Origin of the sequence: Polaromonas sp. YR568, assembly GCF_900116715.1 — a bacterium.
GTDB lineage: Bacteria > Pseudomonadota > Gammaproteobacteria > Burkholderiales > Burkholderiaceae_C > Polaromonas.
In genome coordinates this window covers 467406-485978 of record NZ_FPBM01000003.1, presented here as the reverse complement: position 1 = coordinate 485978, position 18573 = coordinate 467406, and the positions used below count along the sequence as shown (strand labels likewise).

Annotated in this window: 20 protein-coding genes; 11 read left to right on the top strand and 9 right to left on the bottom strand. The window is 62.7% G+C overall.

Annotation, left to right across the window (positions count from 1 at the left end; genetic code table 11):
* Entirely contained in the window at positions 1 to 639 is a 639-nt protein-coding gene (locus BM408_RS09805) for an FMN-dependent NADH-azoreductase (protein WP_092129400.1), read from the top strand.
* A gap of 4 nt (positions 640 to 643) precedes the next feature.
* Here the strand turns inward: BM408_RS09805 and ypfH are convergent, their stop codons facing one another.
* From ypfH to BM408_RS09790, 3 genes are all read right to left on the bottom strand, one after another.
* A complete protein-coding gene (gene ypfH / locus BM408_RS09800; RefSeq protein ID WP_092129398.1) occupies positions 644 to 1258 on the bottom strand; it encodes an esterase in 615 nt (204 codons plus the stop codon).
* A gap of 44 nt (positions 1259 to 1302) precedes the next feature.
* Complete coding sequence (locus tag BM408_RS09795) at positions 1303 to 2112, bottom strand: dioxygenase family protein (RefSeq protein WP_092129396.1); 810 nt, start codon at positions 2110 to 2112, stop codon at positions 1303 to 1305.
* Between the two features lie 62 nt (positions 2113 to 2174).
* Positions 2175 to 3008 (bottom strand): isochorismatase family protein, encoded by an 834-nt coding sequence (locus BM408_RS09790; RefSeq protein ID WP_092129394.1) that lies wholly within the window; start codon positions 3006 to 3008, stop codon positions 2175 to 2177.
* A gap of 139 nt (positions 3009 to 3147) precedes the next feature.
* Here BM408_RS09790 and BM408_RS09785 point away from each other — a divergent pair, with 139 nt between their 5' ends.
* Entirely contained in the window at positions 3148 to 4047 is a 900-nt protein-coding gene (locus BM408_RS09785; protein ID WP_092129392.1) for a LysR family transcriptional regulator, read from the top strand.
* Here the strand turns inward: BM408_RS09785 and BM408_RS09780 are convergent.
* Positions 4044 to 4952 (bottom strand): LysR family transcriptional regulator, encoded by a 909-nt coding sequence (locus BM408_RS09780; protein ID WP_092129390.1) that lies wholly within the window; start codon positions 4950 to 4952, stop codon positions 4044 to 4046. The two genes, BM408_RS09785 and BM408_RS09780, sit on opposite strands and share 4 nt — an antisense overlap.
* Positions 4953 to 5073: 121 nt before the next feature.
* Between BM408_RS09780 and BM408_RS09775 the strand changes: the two genes are divergently transcribed.
* The 3 genes from BM408_RS09775 to BM408_RS09765 all read left to right on the top strand — a co-directional run bounded on the left by BM408_RS09775 (position 5074) and on the right by BM408_RS09765 (position 6941).
* Positions 5074 to 5862: an SDR family NAD(P)-dependent oxidoreductase gene (locus tag BM408_RS09775; RefSeq protein WP_092129388.1), complete on the top strand. Its 789-nt coding sequence runs from the start codon at positions 5074 to 5076 to the stop codon at positions 5860 to 5862.
* 115 nt (positions 5863 to 5977) lie between these two features.
* Positions 5978 to 6595, top strand: coding sequence for a nitroreductase family protein (locus BM408_RS09770; protein ID WP_092129386.1), 618 nt, complete (start codon positions 5978 to 5980; stop codon positions 6593 to 6595).
* 109 nt (positions 6596 to 6704) lie between these two features.
* Positions 6705 to 6941, top strand: coding sequence for a hypothetical protein (locus BM408_RS09765; RefSeq protein ID WP_092129384.1), 237 nt, complete (start codon positions 6705 to 6707; stop codon positions 6939 to 6941).
* Between the two features lie 60 nt (positions 6942 to 7001).
* Here BM408_RS09765 and BM408_RS09760 read toward each other — a convergent pair whose 3' ends face one another.
* From BM408_RS09760 to paaX, 5 genes are all read right to left on the bottom strand, one after another.
* A complete protein-coding gene (locus tag BM408_RS09760; RefSeq protein WP_092129381.1) occupies positions 7002 to 7457 on the bottom strand; it encodes a hypothetical protein in 456 nt (151 codons plus the stop codon).
* Between the two features lie 16 nt (positions 7458 to 7473).
* Positions 7474 to 8046: a hypothetical protein gene (locus BM408_RS09755; RefSeq protein WP_092129379.1), complete on the bottom strand. Its 573-nt coding sequence runs from the start codon at positions 8044 to 8046 to the stop codon at positions 7474 to 7476.
* Positions 8046 to 9734 (bottom strand): hypothetical protein, encoded by a 1689-nt coding sequence (locus BM408_RS09750; RefSeq protein WP_092129377.1) that lies wholly within the window; start codon positions 9732 to 9734, stop codon positions 8046 to 8048. The genes BM408_RS09755 and BM408_RS09750 overlap by 1 nt, the downstream gene beginning before the upstream one ends.
* 322 nt (positions 9735 to 10056) lie before the next feature.
* Positions 10057 to 12012, bottom strand: a complete 1956-nt coding sequence (locus BM408_RS09745; RefSeq protein ID WP_092129375.1) for a sensor histidine kinase — start codon at positions 12010 to 12012, stop codon at positions 10057 to 10059.
* Positions 12013 to 12081: 69 nt separating this feature from the next.
* Positions 12082 to 12999, bottom strand: coding sequence for a phenylacetic acid degradation operon negative regulatory protein PaaX (gene paaX / locus BM408_RS09740; protein ID WP_092129373.1), 918 nt, complete (start codon positions 12997 to 12999; stop codon positions 12082 to 12084).
* A 119-nt stretch (positions 13000 to 13118) separates the two neighbouring features.
* On the opposite strand from paaX, the gene paaA reads away from it, so the two are divergent.
* The 6 genes from paaA to paaN are packed head-to-tail and all read left to right on the top strand — an operon-like array spanning position 13119 to position 18554.
* A complete protein-coding gene (gene paaA, locus BM408_RS09735; protein WP_092129371.1) occupies positions 13119 to 14114 on the top strand; it encodes a 1,2-phenylacetyl-CoA epoxidase subunit PaaA in 996 nt (331 codons plus the stop codon).
* A gap of 52 nt (positions 14115 to 14166) precedes the next feature.
* The gene (gene paaB, locus BM408_RS09730; RefSeq protein ID WP_092129558.1) at positions 14167 to 14451 is read left to right on the top strand and encodes a 1,2-phenylacetyl-CoA epoxidase subunit PaaB; all 285 of its coding nucleotides are present in this window, start codon (positions 14167 to 14169) and stop codon (positions 14449 to 14451) included.
* 11 nt (positions 14452 to 14462) lie between these two features.
* On the top strand, positions 14463 to 15212 hold the full coding sequence (paaC, locus tag BM408_RS09725; protein WP_092129369.1) for a 1,2-phenylacetyl-CoA epoxidase subunit PaaC: 750 nt from the start codon (positions 14463 to 14465) through the stop codon (positions 15210 to 15212).
* A 44-nt stretch (positions 15213 to 15256) separates the two neighbouring features.
* Positions 15257 to 15757 carry a 1,2-phenylacetyl-CoA epoxidase subunit PaaD gene (gene paaD / locus BM408_RS09720; protein ID WP_092129556.1) on the top strand — a complete coding sequence of 167 codons (501 nt, stop codon included), beginning with the start codon at positions 15257 to 15259 and terminating at the stop codon, positions 15755 to 15757.
* A 7-nt stretch (positions 15758 to 15764) separates the two neighbouring features.
* Entirely contained in the window at positions 15765 to 16856 is a 1092-nt protein-coding gene (paaE, locus tag BM408_RS09715; RefSeq protein ID WP_092129367.1) for a 1,2-phenylacetyl-CoA epoxidase subunit PaaE, read from the top strand.
* Positions 16857 to 16892: 36 nt separating this feature from the next.
* A complete protein-coding gene (gene paaN / locus BM408_RS09710; RefSeq protein WP_092129365.1) occupies positions 16893 to 18554 on the top strand; it encodes a phenylacetic acid degradation protein PaaN in 1662 nt (553 codons plus the stop codon).
* Positions 18555 to 18573 lie beyond the last annotated feature (19 nt).

The window sequence follows — 18573 nt, the reverse complement described above, 5'->3', positions numbered from 1 at the left end:
ATGAAAATTCTGCGTATCGACTGCAGCCCCCGGGCTGAGTCACAGAGCCGGAAAGTCTCGACTGCCATCGTTGAGCGGCTTCTTGCCGTGGACCCCGATGCCCAGGTCACCCACCGTGACCTGGGCCGCGAGCCCATCGCCCATCCCGAGGCCGACTATGCCTGGGCGCTGTCTTCGCCGGCGACATTGGCTGCCGGAGAAGCGAAAGGGGCCCTGCGCCTGTCGGAAGCCTTGATCCGTGAAGTGGAAGCCGCCGACGTGCTGGTCATCGGCACACCGATGAACAACTTCACCGTGCCCTCCGTGCTCAAGGCCTGGATAGACCAGATCCTGCGGGTAGGCCGCACGATCGGGATGTCGGCCACAGGCGAGAAGATCGGCCTGCTGCAAGACAAGCCGGTGTATGTCGGCATCGCCTCCGGCGGATCCTTCACCGGTGCTCGCGCCAACCAGCCTGACTTCCTGACGCCTTATCTGACCGCTGCCCTGGGCTGCGTGGGGCTGAAGTCCTTGCAGTTCTTTCCGGTGCAGGGGACGGCCTTTCTGAGCGATGAGCAACTGGCCGTGGATCGCGAGACCGTGCTCACCACCATGGATGTGTCGAAGATCGATCTCGAAATGGCGGCAGAGGCGCGCTGAAAAATCAAAACCGCGCGGCAAGGCGCTCCATGAGCGCCGGATGCGGCTCGTGGCCCACGCCCTGCACCACATCCAGTGTGACGCGCGTGCCCAACTGCTCAAGCCGAGTCTGCGCGGCCTGCGCCAGCGCGGCGGGCATCACCGGGTCGGCGTTGCCATGCAGCAGGTGGATCACTGCATTGGACTGATGGCCCGGCAAGGTAGCGAAGCGCCCTGCGATGGCAACGATGCTCAGCGCGGGTGGGGCCGCGAGCTTGGTGGATTCGAGCGCCATGATCGCGCCTTGGGAAAAGCCGGCGATGAGTGTGTGCGCTGCGTCGGCGCCTGACACGCGCTGCCAGTGCTGCACGGTCGCCACGAAGCTTGGCATCGCCGCATCCACGCGCGCCTGGCGGTTGTCTTCAGTCACCCCGCGCACCGAGAACCATTGCAGCCCAGTCGAGATGTCGGACGGATCGGGCGACGCAATGCTGACCACCATGGCGTGGCTGTCGCGGCTGGCGAACCAGTGCGCAACGCCCAGCATGGACTCGGGCACCGAGCCGACGCCGTGCATCAGCAGCACGAGTTGCGATGCCGGGCCTTGCGGCTGCTGGACGATGATGAAAGGGGAGGGCATGGTTTTCTCTTTCTCTCTATATATGCAGCGGATTCAGAATGAGTTCAGGCAAGGGCAGGCGCGGCCGGCAGGTCGCCAAACACATAACCTTCCATCGACAGCACGCCATAAGTCACGCCGCCTTCCATGACCTCAACCGGCTCGCCCGCGCTGCTGGCGCCGGCAGCCACCAGCAGTGGCAGGTAGTGCTCGTCCGAGGGGTGGGCGCGCCGGCTGTGCGGTGCACCGCGAAAGTCGACGAGCGCCGCCTCGTCATGCGCCAGCGCGGCGCGGCGCGCCCATTGCACAAATTCATGCACATAGCTTTCGGGCGTCTCTGTCTCCGATTGGCGGAACTCATACAGGTTGTGGGTCAGGCCGCCCGAGGCCAGGATGAGCACGCCCTGCTCACGCAAGGGCGCCAGCGCGCGGCCCAGCGCCAGCGCATCGGTGGCGCGCAGCTCGATCGGCAGCGAGAGCTGGAACACCGGCAGCGGCGCGCCGGGCAGCAGGTGCAGCAGCGGCACCCAGGCGCCGTGGTCCAACCCCTGCTCGTCCATCAGTTGGGCAGGAAGCCCGGCGCGGGCCAGCAAGGTTGCTACCTCGCCGGAAATTTCGGGTGCGCCTGGAGCAGGGTATTGCAGCGCATAGAGCGGCGCCGGAAAGCCGCCGAAGTCGTGAACGGTCTCCGGCCGCGCACTCGCACCGACGCGCAGTCCGCGTGTGCGCCAGTGCGGCGAGATCACGAGAATGGCGCGCAGCCCGGGCAGCGCCAGCAGGCGCTTGCCGATGGCGTGCAGCAAAGGGCCGGCCTGGCCGGGCTCCAGCGCAAACATGGGTGCGCCGTGTGAAACAAACAGGGCGGGAATCTTCATGGAAATACTCCTTGGCAGCGCCCGCCCCACGCGCCAAGGGAGCGCATGGGGCGGGGGCTTGTTTACTTGACGAGGCCGAACGGGTCTTTGACCGGGCGGTTGGCCGCATCGGCGTTGTTCCAGAACTGCTGCACGATCCAGCCGTACTCGGGCAGGCCGTTGACGAAGGGTGCGAGCATGTCGTTGGCAGACGGCAGTTTCCAGTCGGCCTGCAATTCAGCGCCGAGCGCGAAGACGGTGTTGAGCTGCGCGCCCGCGGTGCTCATGCGCTGCATCGCGGCGTCGGCTTCGTATTTGCTCCAGGCGCCCGAGGCGTCCACCACCGGGTGCACCACGTAGCCGTCATTGATCATGGACAGCGTCGGCAGCGTGACGCAGGTGCCCAGCGTGACGCCGGAGATGATGATGTGCTTGCGGCCGGTTTTGGCCACCAGCTCTTCCAGCGCCTTGCGAAAGGACGGGTCCTCGTAGGCATTGATGATGCCGGTGCGGCGATAGATGGGTTGGTCCTTGAAGGTGTCCTTGAGCTCCGGCAGCAGATCGCCGTTTTGCCACTGCGCATTCGAAGACGACAGCAGCACCGGGATTTTCAGCGCCTTGGCCATTTGCGCCAGCGACACCACGTTGGCCTTGTAGCCTGCCGCCTGGGCGAAGTCGCGGGTGCTCGCCATCAGGCCGACCTGGTGGTCGATGAACAGCATGATGCTGTTGTCGGGCGTGGGCTTTTCATAGGCCGCGCGGCCGGCCTTGCGAGCGTCTGCGGCGCTGGTCTTGGCGGACAGCGGCTTGTCGGTGATGGGGCTCACGATGTCGGCCGGGCGGGTTTGCGCGGCGGCCAGCGTGGCGGCGCCTGCCAGTGCAAGGGCGGCGGCGACTTGGGTCAGTTTCCTGTTCATGGTTCTCTCCGTGTGGATTGGGATGGATTGGATTGGCGCGGTATCGCCGGCAGGTTTGCTGGCGTAGAAGAACTTTATTGGGGAACAATTTGGAGATAAACAGCCTTATGCTGCATATATTGTTTTGAAATTCGAGACTATGGACATTCTTCAAGCCATGAAAACCTTTGCGGCGGTCGTTGAGGCCGGCAGCTTTGTCGGCGCCATCGACACGACCGGGCTGTCAAAACCCGCGGTGTCGCGCCATGTGAACGAGCTGGAGTCGCACCTGGGCACGCGCCTGTTGCAGCGCACGACGCGCCGCCTCTCGCTGACGAGCGAAGGCCAGACTTACTACCAGCGCTGCAAAGAGGTGTTGCTCGCGGTTCAGGAGGCCGAAGCTGAAGTGGGCTCCAGCGCTGTCGAGGCACAGGGCCGCTTGCGCATAGGCGCACCGCAGACCTTTGGCGTGCTGCACCTGGCCGCGCTGTGGGGGCGCTTCGCGGCGGAGAACCCACAGGTCAGCCTGGAGATCGTGCTGTCGGACCGCGTGGTCGACCTGGTCGAGGAGGGCTATGACCTGGTGGTGCGTATTGCGCGGCTCGCCGACTCCAGCCTGGTGAGCCGCCCGCTGGCCCGCACGCGCATGGTGCTCTGCGCTTCACCGGCTTACCTGGCGCAGCACGGCACGCCCGTGCATCCGCACGAGCTCGCTTCGCACGAGGTGGTGTCGTACAGCTACTGGGCGACGGGCGATGTGTGGAGCTTTCAAGGGCCCAAAGGGGAAGTGACGGTGAACACACGCTCACGTATCCACGCCAACAACGGCGATACCTGCCGGGCTGCGGCACTGGCGCACCAGGGCGTCATCCTGCAGCCGGATTTCCTTGTTCATGAAGACCTGCGCAGCGGCGCGCTGGTGGAACTTATGCCGGAGTTTCGTGCGGTCGAGCTGGGCATCTTTGCCGTCTACCCCACACGCAAACAGCTGCCCTTGAAAGTGCGGCGGCTGGTGGACTTTCTGGTGGCGGCGTTGCAGGTGCCGCCCTGGGCGCATTAAATTTTGACGGCGTTTCTTTCGCCGGGCTCCGCCAGCGATTGCGCCAGAAAATCCACCAAAGCCAGCACGCGCCGGCTGGGCGCGCCGCCGGGGTGCACCGCATAAAGATCGGTGGGCCCGACAACATAGTCGTCGAGCGCCGTCTCCAGCGTGCCGGCCTGCAGCTCATGCTGGATGTCCAGGCGGTTCTTGAAGGCCACGCCGACTCCTGCCAGTGCCCAGTCACGCAGGATGCTGCCGTCGTCCACCTGCCGGTCGCCGGAGACCTTGACGCTGAAGGGCTTTGAGCCCTCGCGAAACGGCCATGCCACCAGCGGCGCGCCGGGCCGCGCCAGTACCAGGCAGTTGTGGCCGGCCAGGTCTTTGGGGTGTGCGGGCTTGCCGGCGCGGCCCCAGTAGGCGGGCGATGCGCACACCAGCCGCTCGTTTCGCAGCAGCAGGCGGGCGCGCAAACTGGAGTCGGGCAGGGGACCGTTGCGAAGCGCCAGGTCGATCTGCTCGTCCATCAGGTCCAGGTTGCTGTCGTTGAGCATCAGGCTGATATGAATGCCGGGGTGGCTGGCCTGAAACGCATCCAGGCAGGGCCGCAGCCTTGAGCGGCCAAAGTCATGCGAGGCGGTGACGCGGATGGGCCCGGTCAGGGGCCCTTCCAGCCTCTGCCCTGACATCGCCACGTCCCAGTCGGACACCAGGCGGCGCGCATCGCCCAGCAGCTTTTCGCCTTCATGCGTGAAGACCAGGCGGCGGGTGGAGCGAACCAACAGCCGCGCGCCGAACTCTTCTTCGAGCTGGTTGATCGCCAGCGTGACGGTGGAGGTGGCAATCGCGCGTTGCCGCGCCACGGCCGAGAAGCTGCCGGCTTCCGCGGTTTCGATGAACATCCTCAACGCGTCGATGCGGTCCATGTGACTGGCCTCAGCTTTCGAATTTATCGAACAGTGAATTTGATATCGAGGCGATTATCAATGAACGGCAAATGATTCACAGTAGAGGCCATCACAGGGACATGCACAAGGAGCTTTCACCATGATCATTGACTTCACAGGGCGCCGGGTTCTTATCACCGGTTCAAGCAGCGGTATCGGCTTTGCCGCCGCCAAGGGTTTTCTGGCGGCGGGCGCGCATGTCGTCATCAACGGGCGCAGCGAAAAAAGCCTGGCCGCCGCCATCGCGCAACTGGGCGGCGCGCCGGGCAAGGTCGAGGGCTTTGCCGGCGACCTGAGCGATGAAGCCACCTGCGCACGGCTGGTTGCGCAATACCCGGACTTCGACATCCTGATCAACAACCTGGGCATATTCGGGCCGCAGGACTTTTTTGAAACGCCCAATAGCGAATGGCGGCGATTCTTTGAGGTCAACGTCATGTCGGGCGTGCAACTGTCCAGGGCCTACGGGCCGGGCATGGTGCGGCGCGGATGGGGGCGCATTGTTTTTATCTCGTCGGAGTCGGGCGTCAACATCCCTTCGGACATGATCCATTACGGCTTCACAAAAACCGCGCAACTGGCGGTGTCACGCGGGCTGGCCAAGCGCCTGGCCGGAACGGGCGTGACGGTCAATGCCGTGCTACCGGGGCCCACCCTTTCCGAGGGCGTGGCCGAAATGCTCAAGGCCGATGTGGAGCGCACCGGCGAGAGTCTTGAAAAGGTCGCCGCCGATTTCGTCAACACCCACAGAAGCTCTTCCATCATCCGGCGCGCGGCCCGGGTTGAAGAGGTGGCCAACATGATTCTCTATGTCAGTTCCGAGCAGGCGTCCGCCACGACGGGCGCGGCGCTTCGGGTCGACGGCGGTGTCGTCGACACCGTGGTCTAGCCCTTAGTCCACCCACTGCGGCAACTGGCCGCATTCACCCGTTCACCCATTCATCCTTGAACCTTGCCGCACCAGGCAAGGCGGGGATTCTTTTGTCCAAAAAAAGGAAATATCCATGACGCATCCCTTCATCCAGGCCATCGAAGAGCGCCGCACCACCAATCTGTTCGACGCATCGCAAACCCTCGACGACGCGCAAATCCAGGAGCTCATTCGCCTGGCCACCAAGGCGCCGACCTCTTTCAATCTGCAGAACTGGCGATTTATCGCCGTGCGCACGGCCGACGCCAAGGCGCGGCTGCGAAAGCTTGCGTGGGACCAGGCCAAAGTCACGGAGGCCGCGGTCACTTTTATTGTGTGCGGCCAGCTGCCCAACGCCGAGACATTGCCGGACAGGCTCGCACCGTCAGTGGATGCCGGTTTCATGCCCGCGGCCATGGTGCCCGGCTGGCAAGGGGCTGCCGCCAGCCTGTATGCGGGGCAACCGCAGCGGCAGCGCGATGAGGCAATCCGCTCCGCAGCGCTGGGCGCCGGCACCTTGATGTATGCCGCGCAGGCCATGAAGCTGGGCTCAGCGCCCATGATCGGTTTTGACGCTGAAGCCGTGGCGCGCGAGTTCAAGCTGGCGGTGGATGAAGTCCCCGCCCTGCTGGTCGCGGTGGGTGTGGCCATGCCGGAAAACTGGCCGCAAAAACCGCGGCGCCCGCTGCCGCAGGTTTTGCAGCTTATCTAGAGGTTTGGGGAGGCATAGCCCTGTTTCGGCAGAACTTTGCCGGTAGCGGAGCAGGAATGGCGCGCAAGCGATACATTCCAGTCATCCAACCCAATTCAAGGAACTGCCGATGGCCGATCTTCGCCAAGCCCTGGACCACATGCGCGCGGGGCGCTGGAATGAAGCACATGTTGTGGTGCAGAGCGATGAATCGCAGCTGGGCGCCTGGCTGCACGGCATCCTGCACATTGAGGAAGGCGACCTGGGCAATGCCGAGTATTGGTACGGCCAGGCGCAGAAAGACTTCGACAGCCGCGGAACTATCGAAGAAGAGCTGAAGCGTTTTGAAGCTGAGTTGCCCGAATAAGGCCAGCCGGCGCAGGTGATTGGCCGCTTGGTGAACCGCGGCGCAATCTGACCGTTCGCCTCAAGCCGGAGGCGGCGCGGCAGAGCTGAATACCTTGTTGCTGGCGATAAATACTGACGCTACCGCGGCTGCAATCGCCTGGGCCTGGAGCTGCGCTGCCTGCAGGTTCCCGACAATCTGGGCCAGGTCTTTTACCTTCTGAACGGTTGCCGCGGTGGGGGCTTTGATGGTGGATTGGTTGGCGCGAAATTCATCCATCATCCGGCGAAGCCTGCCAACTTGCTTGTCTGCCGCGATGCCCTCTGCCGCCCACGCTGCGGCTTCAGCGCCCGCCGTAATGTTCTGCATCTTCAGCGCCAGGCTGATCGTGCTGGTCAATGCGCCCCCCTGGGTAAACCAGACTTCGAGAAATCGCTTGAATTCTTCGTTGCCCATGTCATCGAAATTCTGAGCAGCAGGGCCAAAATCAAGTTGGCTGACATCGGGAAGATTGGGAACAGCAGCATTTGTGGCCATTTTTTGACTCCTTTGTTTACTGTGTTTTGACTTGTGTCTGGACTGGTGGCTTGGCGGCCGTCACGCTGCCGTTCGCGTCTTCAATCTTCTTGAGGTTGTCTTTGATGCCATCGTGGACATCTTTTGCAAACTTCCGGATGTTTTCAAGCCGCTCTTTTCGGCCGAGCTCTGAAGCAAGTGGTGAGGTCGCCACCTGTGCTGCGCTCAGTTGAGGGCCTACGTCGGGCAAGGGCTCCACCAGCTTGAGCTCAACTTCCACAGGGCCGGTGGCGATGCGGGCTGCGCGAATTTCAGAAACCTCTCGCAGGCGCTTGTACGCTTCGGCCTGGTTTTTGACGGCGGGTGCGACCAGTTTCGGAGTGAACTCTTTGAGGTTTTCGCTAAAGGTTGAAATCCGGCTGCGTTGACCGGCAATAAAGTCATTGCGGTACTTGTCTTCCAGCTGTTGTACCTTCCGGTAGTTGTCAATTTCACCTTTGAGTTCGCCCATCATGCCGACGGTAAGGTTGGCCTCTTCGAGCACATGGGGGTCGGTTGCGCAGCCCATCAGGATTGAGCTGGCAACCAAAACGGCGAGTAAAGCTTTCATCAATTTCCCCTTAATCCGATCAAGAGCAACAAGGCCGAGTTAATTGGAGCCAGTGATTTCTCGGTGGTCCAACCCTCTTCGTGATAAGCGGCTAGCTGCGCAACCGTGGTGTTGATCAGTGATTGCCATTGCGCCGCGGCATCCTCCGCATAAGCCACCTTGCGCTCCGAGAATGCGTCCCAGCGGGCGTATTCGAGCTTGAGCTTGCGGGCATCCAGGGCGCCTACGGCGTCCAGGTATTTCAGGACGGAAAACTCAATGGTCTCCGCGGCCGAGGGGTACTTCGTCTCAGCTGCCGTGAGATGGAGTTTCAGTGCGGCGGCGGGTACTTTGGTGGTGTCGTGGAGCTGCGCGTTGGCGGCGCGAAGCGCCTCCATTCGGGCCAGTTCGGTATCGAAGATGGCACGCGATAACTTGACGACCGCTTCTTGGGCCGCCAGATCCTTTGCCGCCGCCTTTGCCTTTAGCTCGAAACCGTCACGCGCTATGAGCAGTGGTGTTTGCATCGGCTTCCTGGCTGCGGCCAGGGCTGCATTGGCGTCATCGATGATTTTCGGAAAAAGCACAGCAGCTGCGGCGATTTTCCCTTTTGCCTTGGTCGTAGGTGTCTCCGTCGAGTCCGTCAGGCTGGCGATGAACTCCTGAAGGGAGGCGACCTTTTCTTTGCTGAGGAACAGGCGGGATATGGGGTCGGGCAAGTGGTCGAGCTTGTCGACGGCTGCGACCAGCAGAGCTTTGGCTTTATCCACACCTTCTTGAGCCGACGTTTTATCTTTCTCGTTCTTTGCTCCTTCGGCGGCGTCGACGGCATCGACATAGGCCTTTTTCGCTGACTTATAGGCGTTCTGGGCATTTCTGGCCGTGATTTTCATCTCATCCAGTTTCTTGCGATCACGCTCGTGCGTTGTCCAGGCAAGGTGAACACGGCCGTTCTTAAAAGTATCTCCGGCTTTGTTCAGTTTCTTTTCGAATTCCTTCTGAGGCTTGCATGCATCCCTGTATCGGCTCACCGCGAAGTCAGCTTGAGTCTTGTCCTTGTCAATCGCCCCCTTCTTCCACTCCGTGATGTAGTCTGGCGTTTTGTTTTCAATGGGGTCTTTTTTGTCATCAATAAGCTCTTCACAGCTTGGAGGCTCAAGACCCATGACTACAAACGCATAAGCATTTATCTGTTCATTATTCAGGGCTGCGTCGTTCGCCTCCCCTTGAAGATCTTGCCAACTCGCTACTTCTGGTGGATCGCTATCGCTGCCCATAGACGCTATGAGCGCCTTGCGTATGGGTTTCTCAAGCGAGTCCGTCAAGGGCGTGTGGCTGGCAATAATCCGGAGCCGAAGGTCCCGCTCTGTGGTACCCAGCGCATCCTGGTTGGCTTGTTCTTCTTTCAGCAGCCTGACCTGATTCGCGCGTTCCTTCGCAAAGAGGGGTTTGAGGTCCACAGCCTTCCATGCGGTTTGGGCCGCCGCGCCCTGTTTGTCACGCGTTGAGCTGTAGAGATAGTTGTTGGCGCATCCAGACGCAAGCGCCAACGTCAGGAGAAGAGCTCCCGTAAAAGCTTTGCGCAGATGAGGCTGAGAACCCTGCCGCGCCGGCGCAGTGGTTTTCGGACCGAATTCTGAATGGGAATGCGAGTCGACGGTGTCGCCGTCGATGTCGCTACTGGACGTGCCTGTTTTTATCCTGGCCATGGATTCCTCCTTCTGTTTTTTTTATCTGTACTGCCGCTCGCGGGACGCTCAGCGTTCGGCTGCGCGATTCCCTTTTTGTTGTGCGGTGCCGCTCTGTTTTTGACAATACTCACTTTCCCAGAGGCTTGCGTCCTCTATTCTGAGGAGACCGGGACAGGGTTGGGCCCTGCCGCAGGCAAGGGTGGAGCGCCCTGAAAAAGACAGCGCTCTTCAAGTGCGGGTTGAGGGGCTGCCGGTGTGTCTGAAAGGAATGCAGCGGCGGGGCGAAGCTGCGACCCGGTGAGGGTGCGCCCAGGTGCGCAAAGCGGGTCAGCTGGCGCGCTCAGCCCGCTGGAAATGGCTGGCCTACGCGCTTTAGCGGCAGCCACAGCATGAATTGCGTGCCCGCAGGCCCCGACTTCCAGCTCACGTTGCCGTCCACGGCCTGTGCGCGGCGCTGCTGGTTATGCAGGCCGCGCCCTGCGGCGGCGCCTAGAGCCTTGTCGACATCAAACCCTTGGCCGTTGTCTTCAATCGTCACCTGCACACCGGTGCTGGCCAGTGCGGTGCTGACGCGGATTTCGCTGGCGCGGGTGTGGCGCAGGATGTTGGCGATGGTCTCTTGCACGATGCGCAGAATGTGCAGCGCACTGGACGGGTCCAGCCATGCCAGTGTGGGCAACTCCTTCACTTCCCACAGCAGGGCGACGCCTGTGCCTTCCAGCCGCGGCTCCAGCCGAAAGCGCAGTGTGGCCAGCAAAAGCAGCAGGTCGGCTTCGACCGGCTCCATCGAGTCGATGGTCAGCTTCAGGTCGTCCAGGCAGTCCTTGAGGATTTGCGAAACCTTCAGGTCGCTCATATCGCCACGCTCCACGGATCGGATGGCGCTGATGAGATAAGAGCCCAGGCCGTCGTGCATGTCCTGCATCAGGCGCTGGCGCTCGTCGCTGATGGTCTGCCGCGTCTCGGCCTCGCGCAGCCGCTGGTAACTGATCTCCAGTTCAGTTTCGCGCGCCTTCAAACGCAGCTCGAGGCCGGCGTTGAGTTGCGACAGGCTGGCGTTGAGCTGCTCGACCTTGCCGATGGCGCTGACATACCGGTAGTACATCAGCGAGCCGAACATGGCGAAGGTCACGGCGTTGGTATAGGCCCCCAGAAACCAGCCTTCGGGGCTGATGACGTTGTTGTGCAGCAGCCAGTCGGGCACGCCCAGCAAGGTGCATACGCCCAGCCCCAGGGCCAGCATGCGCCCTTCGCTGGAGCGGCGCCAGGCGCTGACGCCGCCCACCAGGCAGACGGTTGCGGCCATCAACACGACCACCGCATACATCATCGGAACCAGGGCAGAGGTGCTCGGGAACACTGGTAACACCGCCAGCGCGGGCAGCGTCAGCACGCTGACCAGCACCGTCACACCGACCACAGCGCGCGTCAGCCAGGTAAGCGGGCGGCCGTGCAACTGGCGAAGGAACAAGTGAAGCACCGTCACCAGCCAGAACAGGGCGTTGCTGGTCAGCCAGGCAAACCAGTCCACGATGATGGGTAGGCCCACGTAGTAGTGCAGATGCCCTGCAAACGAGACAGCGGCGAGATTGAAAAACAGCAGGTAGTCGGTTTCCTGGCGGCGCTTGATCCACACAAACAGCGCAAAGATGCCGACCACCAGAAAGGCGGCGCTCAGCGTGGCGGGCAGTTCGCGTTGCAGCCACTGGCGCGCGTAGTAGCGCCCGCGCAAGGCCTCGGGCGGGCCCAGCCATAGCGACGACACACCCACGCGGGTCGAGGGCGAGTGTTCGAGGCGCAGGAGTATCTCGGTCAGAGGCGCGTCGTCGGCGCGCTTGTCCAGCACCAGCCAGAACGGGGTGAACAGGCTGTTCCACAACTGGCCTTGCGGCTGCACCCGGTGCACCAGCCGGCCATTGGCATACACCGCGACCGTGCCTTCAACCTTGATGCGGGCGCCATAAAGCGCCAGCGGCCCGGAGGCCTGGGGCTGCCCCTGTGTGGACAGCCTGACCCAGGTGGTCTGGATGGCCCCGGCGGCATCGCCTGCGGCCGGCAAGGCCTGCGGCAGCCCGGCTTGCTGCCAGCTGCCCGCCAGGGTTTTGCTGTCCACCGTGAGCGGCGGCGCGCTGTATTCCGGCGCATTCGACACCTGCCACTCGGCTTGCGTCAGGTGCAAGCTGGCGGAAGAGGGCTGCGCATCCTCGGCCAGGTACCACGCGCCCAGGGCCACCAGCAATGCCACAGACAAAACGAAGACGGCATTGGCAAAAAGAGAGCTGGGGCGGTATTTCATGCGGCCTTCAAGGTTGGGGAGTCGCCTGGGGATTATCAATACCCCCATGTCTTGCGCTTTGGGCCGGGTTCAAGCCAGCCTTCGCGCAATCGATGCCGGCGTTGTCATGAGTGCGCCGTCGGAGGTTTCCACCAGCGCATGCAGAAAACTTTCGCTGCTGCCCAGCAAACCGCGGTAAAGCGTTTCGCACAAAGCCTTCGCCTGTATGCCGGGCCAGTCCGCAGGCAGCAAGGCCTCAGGCAAGTTAGGGTCGCGCAGCAGCACCCGGCGGTATTCATGAATGAGCAGGGTGCGTACAAAAAAAGCCTCGGCCTGGCTCAGGTCCGGAAGGTCTTCCACCACCGGCGCAAACCGTGCGATGAACTGCTTCCAGGCCAGCTCCACCTCCATCAGCTTGAAGGTGTCGCGCATGATGGCCTGCAGGGGCTTGCGTGAATAGCCTTCAATGCTGGACGCCTGCAGCACGGCAACCTGGTCTTCGGCCTTGGCCGCCTTGAGGATTTCCTGGAGCGACAGCGGGTCGGCATGCGGGTGCGCATACAGATTGGGCAAGACCTGCCCGAAGCCCTCCCACAGCAGCTCGCGCCGCAAATGCTGCCGTGCGCTGGCGCGCATCTTCAGGTCCAGCAGCGCCAGCGTCCAGTGACCGTCCCAGGCCGGCAGGTCAAATTCGTAAATGCGCCTGTCGGCGTGCTGAACCCGCTGCTGCCCCGTGTCAGACAGGCCATAAAAGCTGCGCCGGCCCAGGCGCGTAGCGGTGAACCAGTCGTCCGCGGTCAGCCGGAACGCGCTGGTGCGCACCAGCCTGGACGACAGGCCGAAAGGCTCCATCAAGGTGATCAGGCTGCCCAGCCAGACCGACTGGTTGCGCGGCGCGATGGCGTCACCGTAGATCGTGATGAGGAGCGAATTGGCGCGCAGCACCAGGCCGCGTCGCACGCGGGCGATTTTGGCTGAAATCTGGTCGTTTGAAATTCTGCGGCGCATGGTTTACCCGAACAGAAGTGATACACAAAATCCGATTGTATGAGTCATTCTGTATCACTAACATCCGCCCATCAAACCTCACGAACTCACGACGAATTTCAAGACAAACGGAGCTTGGCATGTACGCACAACTGGTGGATACGGGCGCAAAAGCCGTCAAGACCCTGGACGAGATGGAGCCGCAAGAGCGCGCATTCCAGGAAAGAATCAATGCGGGCATCAAGACGGAAGCCAAGGACTGGATGCCCGAGGCCTACCGCAAAACCCTGGTGCGCCAGATATCGCAGCACGCGCACTCTGAATATGTGGGCATGCTGCCCGAGTCCAACTGGATCACCCGCGCGCCCACACTCAAGCGCAAGGCCATCCTCATGGCCAAGGTGCAGGACGAAGCCGGCCACGGGCTCTATTTATATAGCGCGGTCGAAACGCTGGGCGTGACGCGCGACCAGACTTACCTCGACCTGCTCTCGGGCAAGGCCAAGTACTCCAGCATCTTCAACTACCCCACGCTCACCTGGGCCGACATCGGCGCCATCGGCTGGTTGGTCGACGGCTCGGCCATCGTGAACCAGATACCGCTGTGCCGTTGCTCTTACGGCCCTTATGCGCGCGCCATGGTGCGGGTCTGCAAGGAAGAATCGTTTCACCAGCGCCAGGGTTTTGACATCATGCTCACGCTGTGCCGGGGCACACCCGAGCAAAAAGCCATGGCGCAGGATGCGCTCAACCGCTGGTGGGAGCCCTCTCTGGCCATGCACGGCCCGGCCGACGAGCAGTCCGCCAACAGCGCGCAGTCCATGGCCTGGAAGATCAAGCAAAACAGCAATGACGAGCTGCGCCAGAGATTTATCGACCAGACGGTGCCGCAAATCGAATTCCTGGGGCTGGAGCTGCCAGACGAAAACCTGAAGTGGAACGAGGAGCGCGGCCACTATGACTACAGCGAAATCGACTGGGAAGAGTTTTTTGCCGTCGTTAAAGGCAAAGGCCCCTGCAATGAAGAACGGCTCGCCGCGCGCAACAAGGCGTGGAACGACGGCGCCTGGTTTCGCGAAGCGATGAGCGCGCATGCAGCCAAACACGAAACCGCCCAACATCAAGAGGCTGCCTGAGATGGCCCAGAACAACGAATCGACTGCAAAGCCAGCACAGCCCGTGCAGACCGTGCGAAACGAGTGGCCGCTGTGGGAAATCTTTATCCGCAGCCAGCACGGCCTGGCGCACAAGCATGTGGGCAGCCTCCATGCAGTGGACGGCGCCAGTGCGGTACAGCACGCGAGGGACGTCTACACCCGGCGCAACGAAGGCGTGAGCATCTGGGTGGTGCGCGCGGCCGACATCATTGCCAGCAGCCCGGGCGACAAAGAAGCCTTGTTTGACCCGGCGCAAACCAAGACCTACCGCCACCCGACCTTCTACCCGACGCCCGACGGCGTGAAGCACATCTGAGGCCGGTGCGCATGGACTCCAAGTTTCAATACCTGCTTCGCCTGGGCGACAACTGCCTGGTGCTATCGCAGCAGCTGGCGGCGTGGTGCGGCCATGGCCCGGCCCTGGAAGAAGACCTGGCGCTGACCAATGTGGCGCTGGACTTGCTGGGGCAGGCCCGGCTGTGGCTGACGTATGCAGGTGAAGTCGAGGGGCTGGGCCGCGACGAAGATGCGCTGGCCTATGGCCGCGACGGCCCCGACTTTCGCAACCTGCTGCTGGTCGAGCAACCCAACGGCCACTACGGCAACACCGTGGCGCGCCAGTTCCTGTTTGACGCCTGGCACCAGCACCTGCTGGCGGGGCTGTGCCAATCCAGCGACCCGCGCATCGCCGAGATCGCGCAGAAGGCCGTGAAAGAAGTGCGCTACCACGTCGAACGTAGCGCCGGCTTGATGATCGCCCTGGGCGACGGCACCGAGCTGAGCCACGACCGGATGCAGGAAGCGGTGAACAAGCTCTGGCCCTATACCAACGAATGGTTTGAATCTGATGCGGTCGATGCGCAATGCGCGGCTGAAGGCATTGCCCCTGTGGCGTCCAGCCTGAGCGCGCCCTGGCATGCCAGCGTCGAGGCGGTGCTGAACCGCGCCACACTGGCCATGCCGGCCTACACCGGCCACCAGCGCGGCGGCAAGCAGGGCAGGCATTCCGAACACCTGGGCCACTTGCTGACTTCGCTGCAATTTGTGCAGCGCGCCTACCCCGGAGCCCAGTGGTGAGCGCCGCGCTGCTGAACGTCGCCGCCCCGCACGCCACGCGCGAAATGGTGCTGGAGTGGCTGGGCGAGGTGATGGACCCGGAAGTGCCCGTGGTGTCGGTGGTGGACCTCGGCATCGTGCGCGACGTGCAGCAGCAGGCCGAAACCCTGGGTTGGGTCGTGACCGTGACGCCCACCTATTCCGGCTGCCCCGCGACAGAAGTGATTGCCGACTCGATCCGTGAGGCGCTGCAAGCCCATGGCGTGGGCGAGGTGCAGGTGCGAACCCAGTTGTCACCCGCCTGGACGACCGACTGGATGACACCCAAGGGCCGCGAGGCCCTGCGCGGTTACGGCATTGCGCCACCGGTCCTTCGCGCGCCCGGCGGCGCCAATAGCCAGGTCATCGACATCACCGCGCTCATGCCACACCGCAGCACCGTGCCGTGCCCAAGGTGCGCATCGCGCAAGACGCGCCTGCTGTCCCAGTTCGGCTCCACCGCCTGCAAGGCGCTTTACCAGTGCAGCGACTGCCTGGAGCCCTTCGACTATTTCAAACCGCACTGACTACACCGTGGCCACACCCCAATTTCATTCACTCAGCATCAGCGAGGTCCAGCCCGTCACGCGGGACGCCGTGGCTGTCTGCTTCGCCGTGCCGGAGCATCTGCACGAGGCGTTTGCCTATACGCAGGGCCAGTACCTGACGCTGCGCACCGCCATCGACGGGCAGGAGCTGCGCCGCTCCTACTCCATCTGCTCGGCTGTGCAAGACAAGCGCCTGCGCGTGGCCATCAAGCGTGTCGCCGGCGGTGCTTTCTCCAACTGGGCCGCAGAGAACCTGCTGCCCGGAACGAGCATCGACGTGATGCCGCCGCAAGGTCACTTCCATATCCCCCTGGCGCCGCAATCGGCGCGCCATATCGTGGCCTTTGCCTCGGGCAGCGGCATTACGCCGGTGCTGTCCATCATCAAGACCACGCTGCTGGCCGAGCCGCACACCAGCGTGACGCTGGTCTACGGCAACCGTTCGTCCAGCGGCGTCATGTTCAAGGAAGAGCTGGAAGACCTCAAAGACCGCTACCTGGGCCGCTTCAACCTGGTCTGGATCATGAGCCGCGAGTCGCAGGAGATCCCGCTGTTCAGCGGCCGCATCGATTACGAAAAATGCAGCCAGCTGCTCACCCACTGGATAGACCCGGCGAGCATCGACACCGCCTTTATCTGCGGCCCCGAAGACATGATGCTGGCGGCATCCAAAGCGCTGCAAGACAAAGGCCTGGACAAGTCGCGCATCAAGGTCGAGCTCTTCGGCACCAACACCCACACCGGCAAGGAGCGTGCCCCGCGCGCACCTGTCCAGGGCCACGACACGTGTGAAGTCGAGATCGTGCTCGACGGCACGCGGCGCAGCTTTGTCATGAAGAAAAACCAGGACAACGTGGTTGATGCGGGACTCAAGGCCGGGCTGGAGATGCCTTATTCCTGCAAGGGCGGTGTCTGCTCGACCTGCCGCGCCAAAGTGGTCCAGGGCGAGGTCGACATGGACATCAACTTCGCACTCGAAGACTACGAAGTCGCGCGCGGCTTTGTGCTGTGCTGCCAGAGCTACCCCGTCACCGACAAGCTGGTGATCGACTTTGACGAAGACCACGCACACATCTGAACCGATCAACCATCACCAACTTCCCGAAGACTATCCATGAGCCAATCCCTGTTTGAAAAACACCGGCCCCTGCTCGACCAGGCCGTGCAAGCCCTTGCGACGCGCAGTTATTGGAGCCCCTACAGCGAGCAACCCAGCCCCAAGGTCTATGGTGAAACCGCCGCCGAGGCCGGCAAGCAGGCTTTTGATGCGCTGCTGGGCAAGGTGTTTGAGCTGAACCAGCCGGGGCAGACCGGCGTGTACGGCGGCGAGCGTTCACCCTATGGCGTCTCGTTGAATGTGAGCTATCCGGTCTGCGACCCGCAGGCTTTGGTCGACGCGGCGCTGGCGGCCATGCCCGCCTGGGGCCGGCTGGGCGCCGACGGGCGCACCGGCATCCTGATGGAAGCACTCGAGCGCCTGAACAAGCGCAGCTTTGAGATCAGCCACGCCGTCATGATGACCACCGGCCAGGGCTGGATGATGGCCTTCCAGGCGGGTGGCCCGCATGCCCAGGACCGCGGCCTGGAAGCGGTGGCGGCCGCATGGCGCGAGCAGGCTGCCATTCCGCGTGAGGTGGTGTGGGAAAAGCCGCAAGGCAAAAACGCACCGCTGCGCATGCAAAAACATTTTGAAGTGGTGGGGCGCGGCGTTGCGCTGGTGATCGGCTGCGGCACCTTCCCGACCTGGAACACTTACCCCGGCGTGTTTGCCTCGCTGGCCACCGGCAACCCGGTCATCGTCAAGCCGCACGGCAACGCCATCCTGCCGGCCGCCATCACGGTGGCGGTGATCCGTCAGGTGCTGGCTGAAAACGGCATGGACCCCAACATCATCACCCTGGCCGTAACGCCGGAGCGCAGCGCGACGCAGATCCTCGCCACGCACGCCGATGTGAAGTCGGTCGACTTCACCGGCAGCAACCATTTCGGTGCCTGGCTGATGGAGAACTGCAAACAGGCGCAGGTCTACGCCGAGCTGGCGGGTGTGAACAACGTGGTGATCGAATCGACAGACGCTTACCGCGCCATGCTGAAGAACCTGGCCTTTACCCTGTCGCTGTACTCCGGCCAGATGTGCACCACCACGCAGGCCATCATTGTTCCCGCCGGTGGCATCGATACCGACGAAGGCCACAAGAGTTTTGACGAAGTGGCCGCCGACCTGGGCACGGCGATTGCCGACTTTGTGGCCGACCCCAAGATCGCCAACGCCGTCCTGGGTGCGATCCAGTCGGAAGACACGGTCAGACGCATCGCCGAATCACCGCAGTACGCCGATGTGGTGCTGCCTTCCCGCAAACTCAGCAACCCCGAGTTCCCCAACGCCGAGGTGCACACACCCACCTTGCTCAAGTGCGATGCCAGCGACGAAAAAGCCTACATGGAAGAGCGCTTCGGCCCGATCAGTTTTGTGGTGCGGGCCGCCGACGCGAAGTCGGCCATCGCGCTGTCCGAGCGCATCGTGCAGGACCACGGCGCGCTGACGGCGGGCATCTACTCCACACGCCCCGAGGTGCTTGACGCCATGGTGCAGGCCACCTGGCGCAGCAAGGTCGCGCTGTCGATCAATCTGACGAGCAATATCTTCGTCAACCAGTCGGCGGGCTTTTCGGACTACCACGGCACGGGCGGCAACCCTTCGGCCAACGCTTCCTACACCGACTCGGCCTTTGTGGCCAACCGCTTTCGTGTCGTGCAGCGGCGCTTTCATATCTGACGCGTCAACGTGACGGAAC

Bases quoted from the DNA above. Each gene is read 5' to 3' on its own strand.
- BM408_RS09805 (WP_092129400.1), top strand. From the start codon at position 1: ATGAAAATTCTGCGTATCGACTGCAGCCCCCGGGCTGAGTCACAGAGC.
- ypfH (WP_092129398.1), bottom strand. From the start codon at position 1,258: ATGCCCTCCCCTTTCATCATCGTCCAGCAGCCGCAAGGCCCGGCATCG.
- BM408_RS09795 (WP_092129396.1), bottom strand. From the start codon at position 2,112: ATGAAGATTCCCGCCCTGTTTGTTTCACACGGCGCACCCATGTTTGCG.
- BM408_RS09790 (WP_092129394.1), bottom strand. From the start codon at position 3,008: ATGAACAGGAAACTGACCCAAGTCGCCGCCGCCCTTGCACTGGCAGGC.
- BM408_RS09785 (WP_092129392.1), top strand. From the start codon at position 3,148: ATGGACATTCTTCAAGCCATGAAAACCTTTGCGGCGGTCGTTGAGGCC.
- BM408_RS09780 (WP_092129390.1), bottom strand. From the start codon at position 4,952: ATGGACCGCATCGACGCGTTGAGGATGTTCATCGAAACCGCGGAAGCC.
- BM408_RS09775 (WP_092129388.1), top strand. From the start codon at position 5,074: ATGATCATTGACTTCACAGGGCGCCGGGTTCTTATCACCGGTTCAAGC.
- BM408_RS09770 (WP_092129386.1), top strand. From the start codon at position 5,978: ATGACGCATCCCTTCATCCAGGCCATCGAAGAGCGCCGCACCACCAAT.
- BM408_RS09765 (WP_092129384.1), top strand. From the start codon at position 6,705: ATGGCCGATCTTCGCCAAGCCCTGGACCACATGCGCGCGGGGCGCTGG.
- BM408_RS09760 (WP_092129381.1), bottom strand. From the start codon at position 7,457: ATGGCCACAAATGCTGCTGTTCCCAATCTTCCCGATGTCAGCCAACTT.
- BM408_RS09755 (WP_092129379.1), bottom strand. From the start codon at position 8,046: ATGAAAGCTTTACTCGCCGTTTTGGTTGCCAGCTCAATCCTGATGGGC.
- BM408_RS09750 (WP_092129377.1), bottom strand. From the start codon at position 9,734: ATGGCCAGGATAAAAACAGGCACGTCCAGTAGCGACATCGACGGCGAC.
- BM408_RS09745 (WP_092129375.1), bottom strand. From the start codon at position 12,012: ATGAAATACCGCCCCAGCTCTCTTTTTGCCAATGCCGTCTTCGTTTTG.
- paaX (WP_092129373.1), bottom strand. From the start codon at position 12,999: ATGCGCCGCAGAATTTCAAACGACCAGATTTCAGCCAAAATCGCCCGC.
- paaA (WP_092129371.1), top strand. From the start codon at position 13,119: ATGTACGCACAACTGGTGGATACGGGCGCAAAAGCCGTCAAGACCCTG.
- paaC (WP_092129369.1), top strand. From the start codon at position 14,463: ATGGACTCCAAGTTTCAATACCTGCTTCGCCTGGGCGACAACTGCCTG.
- paaD (WP_092129556.1), top strand. From the start codon at position 15,257: ATGGTGCTGGAGTGGCTGGGCGAGGTGATGGACCCGGAAGTGCCCGTG.
- paaN (WP_092129365.1), top strand. From the start codon at position 16,893: ATGAGCCAATCCCTGTTTGAAAAACACCGGCCCCTGCTCGACCAGGCC.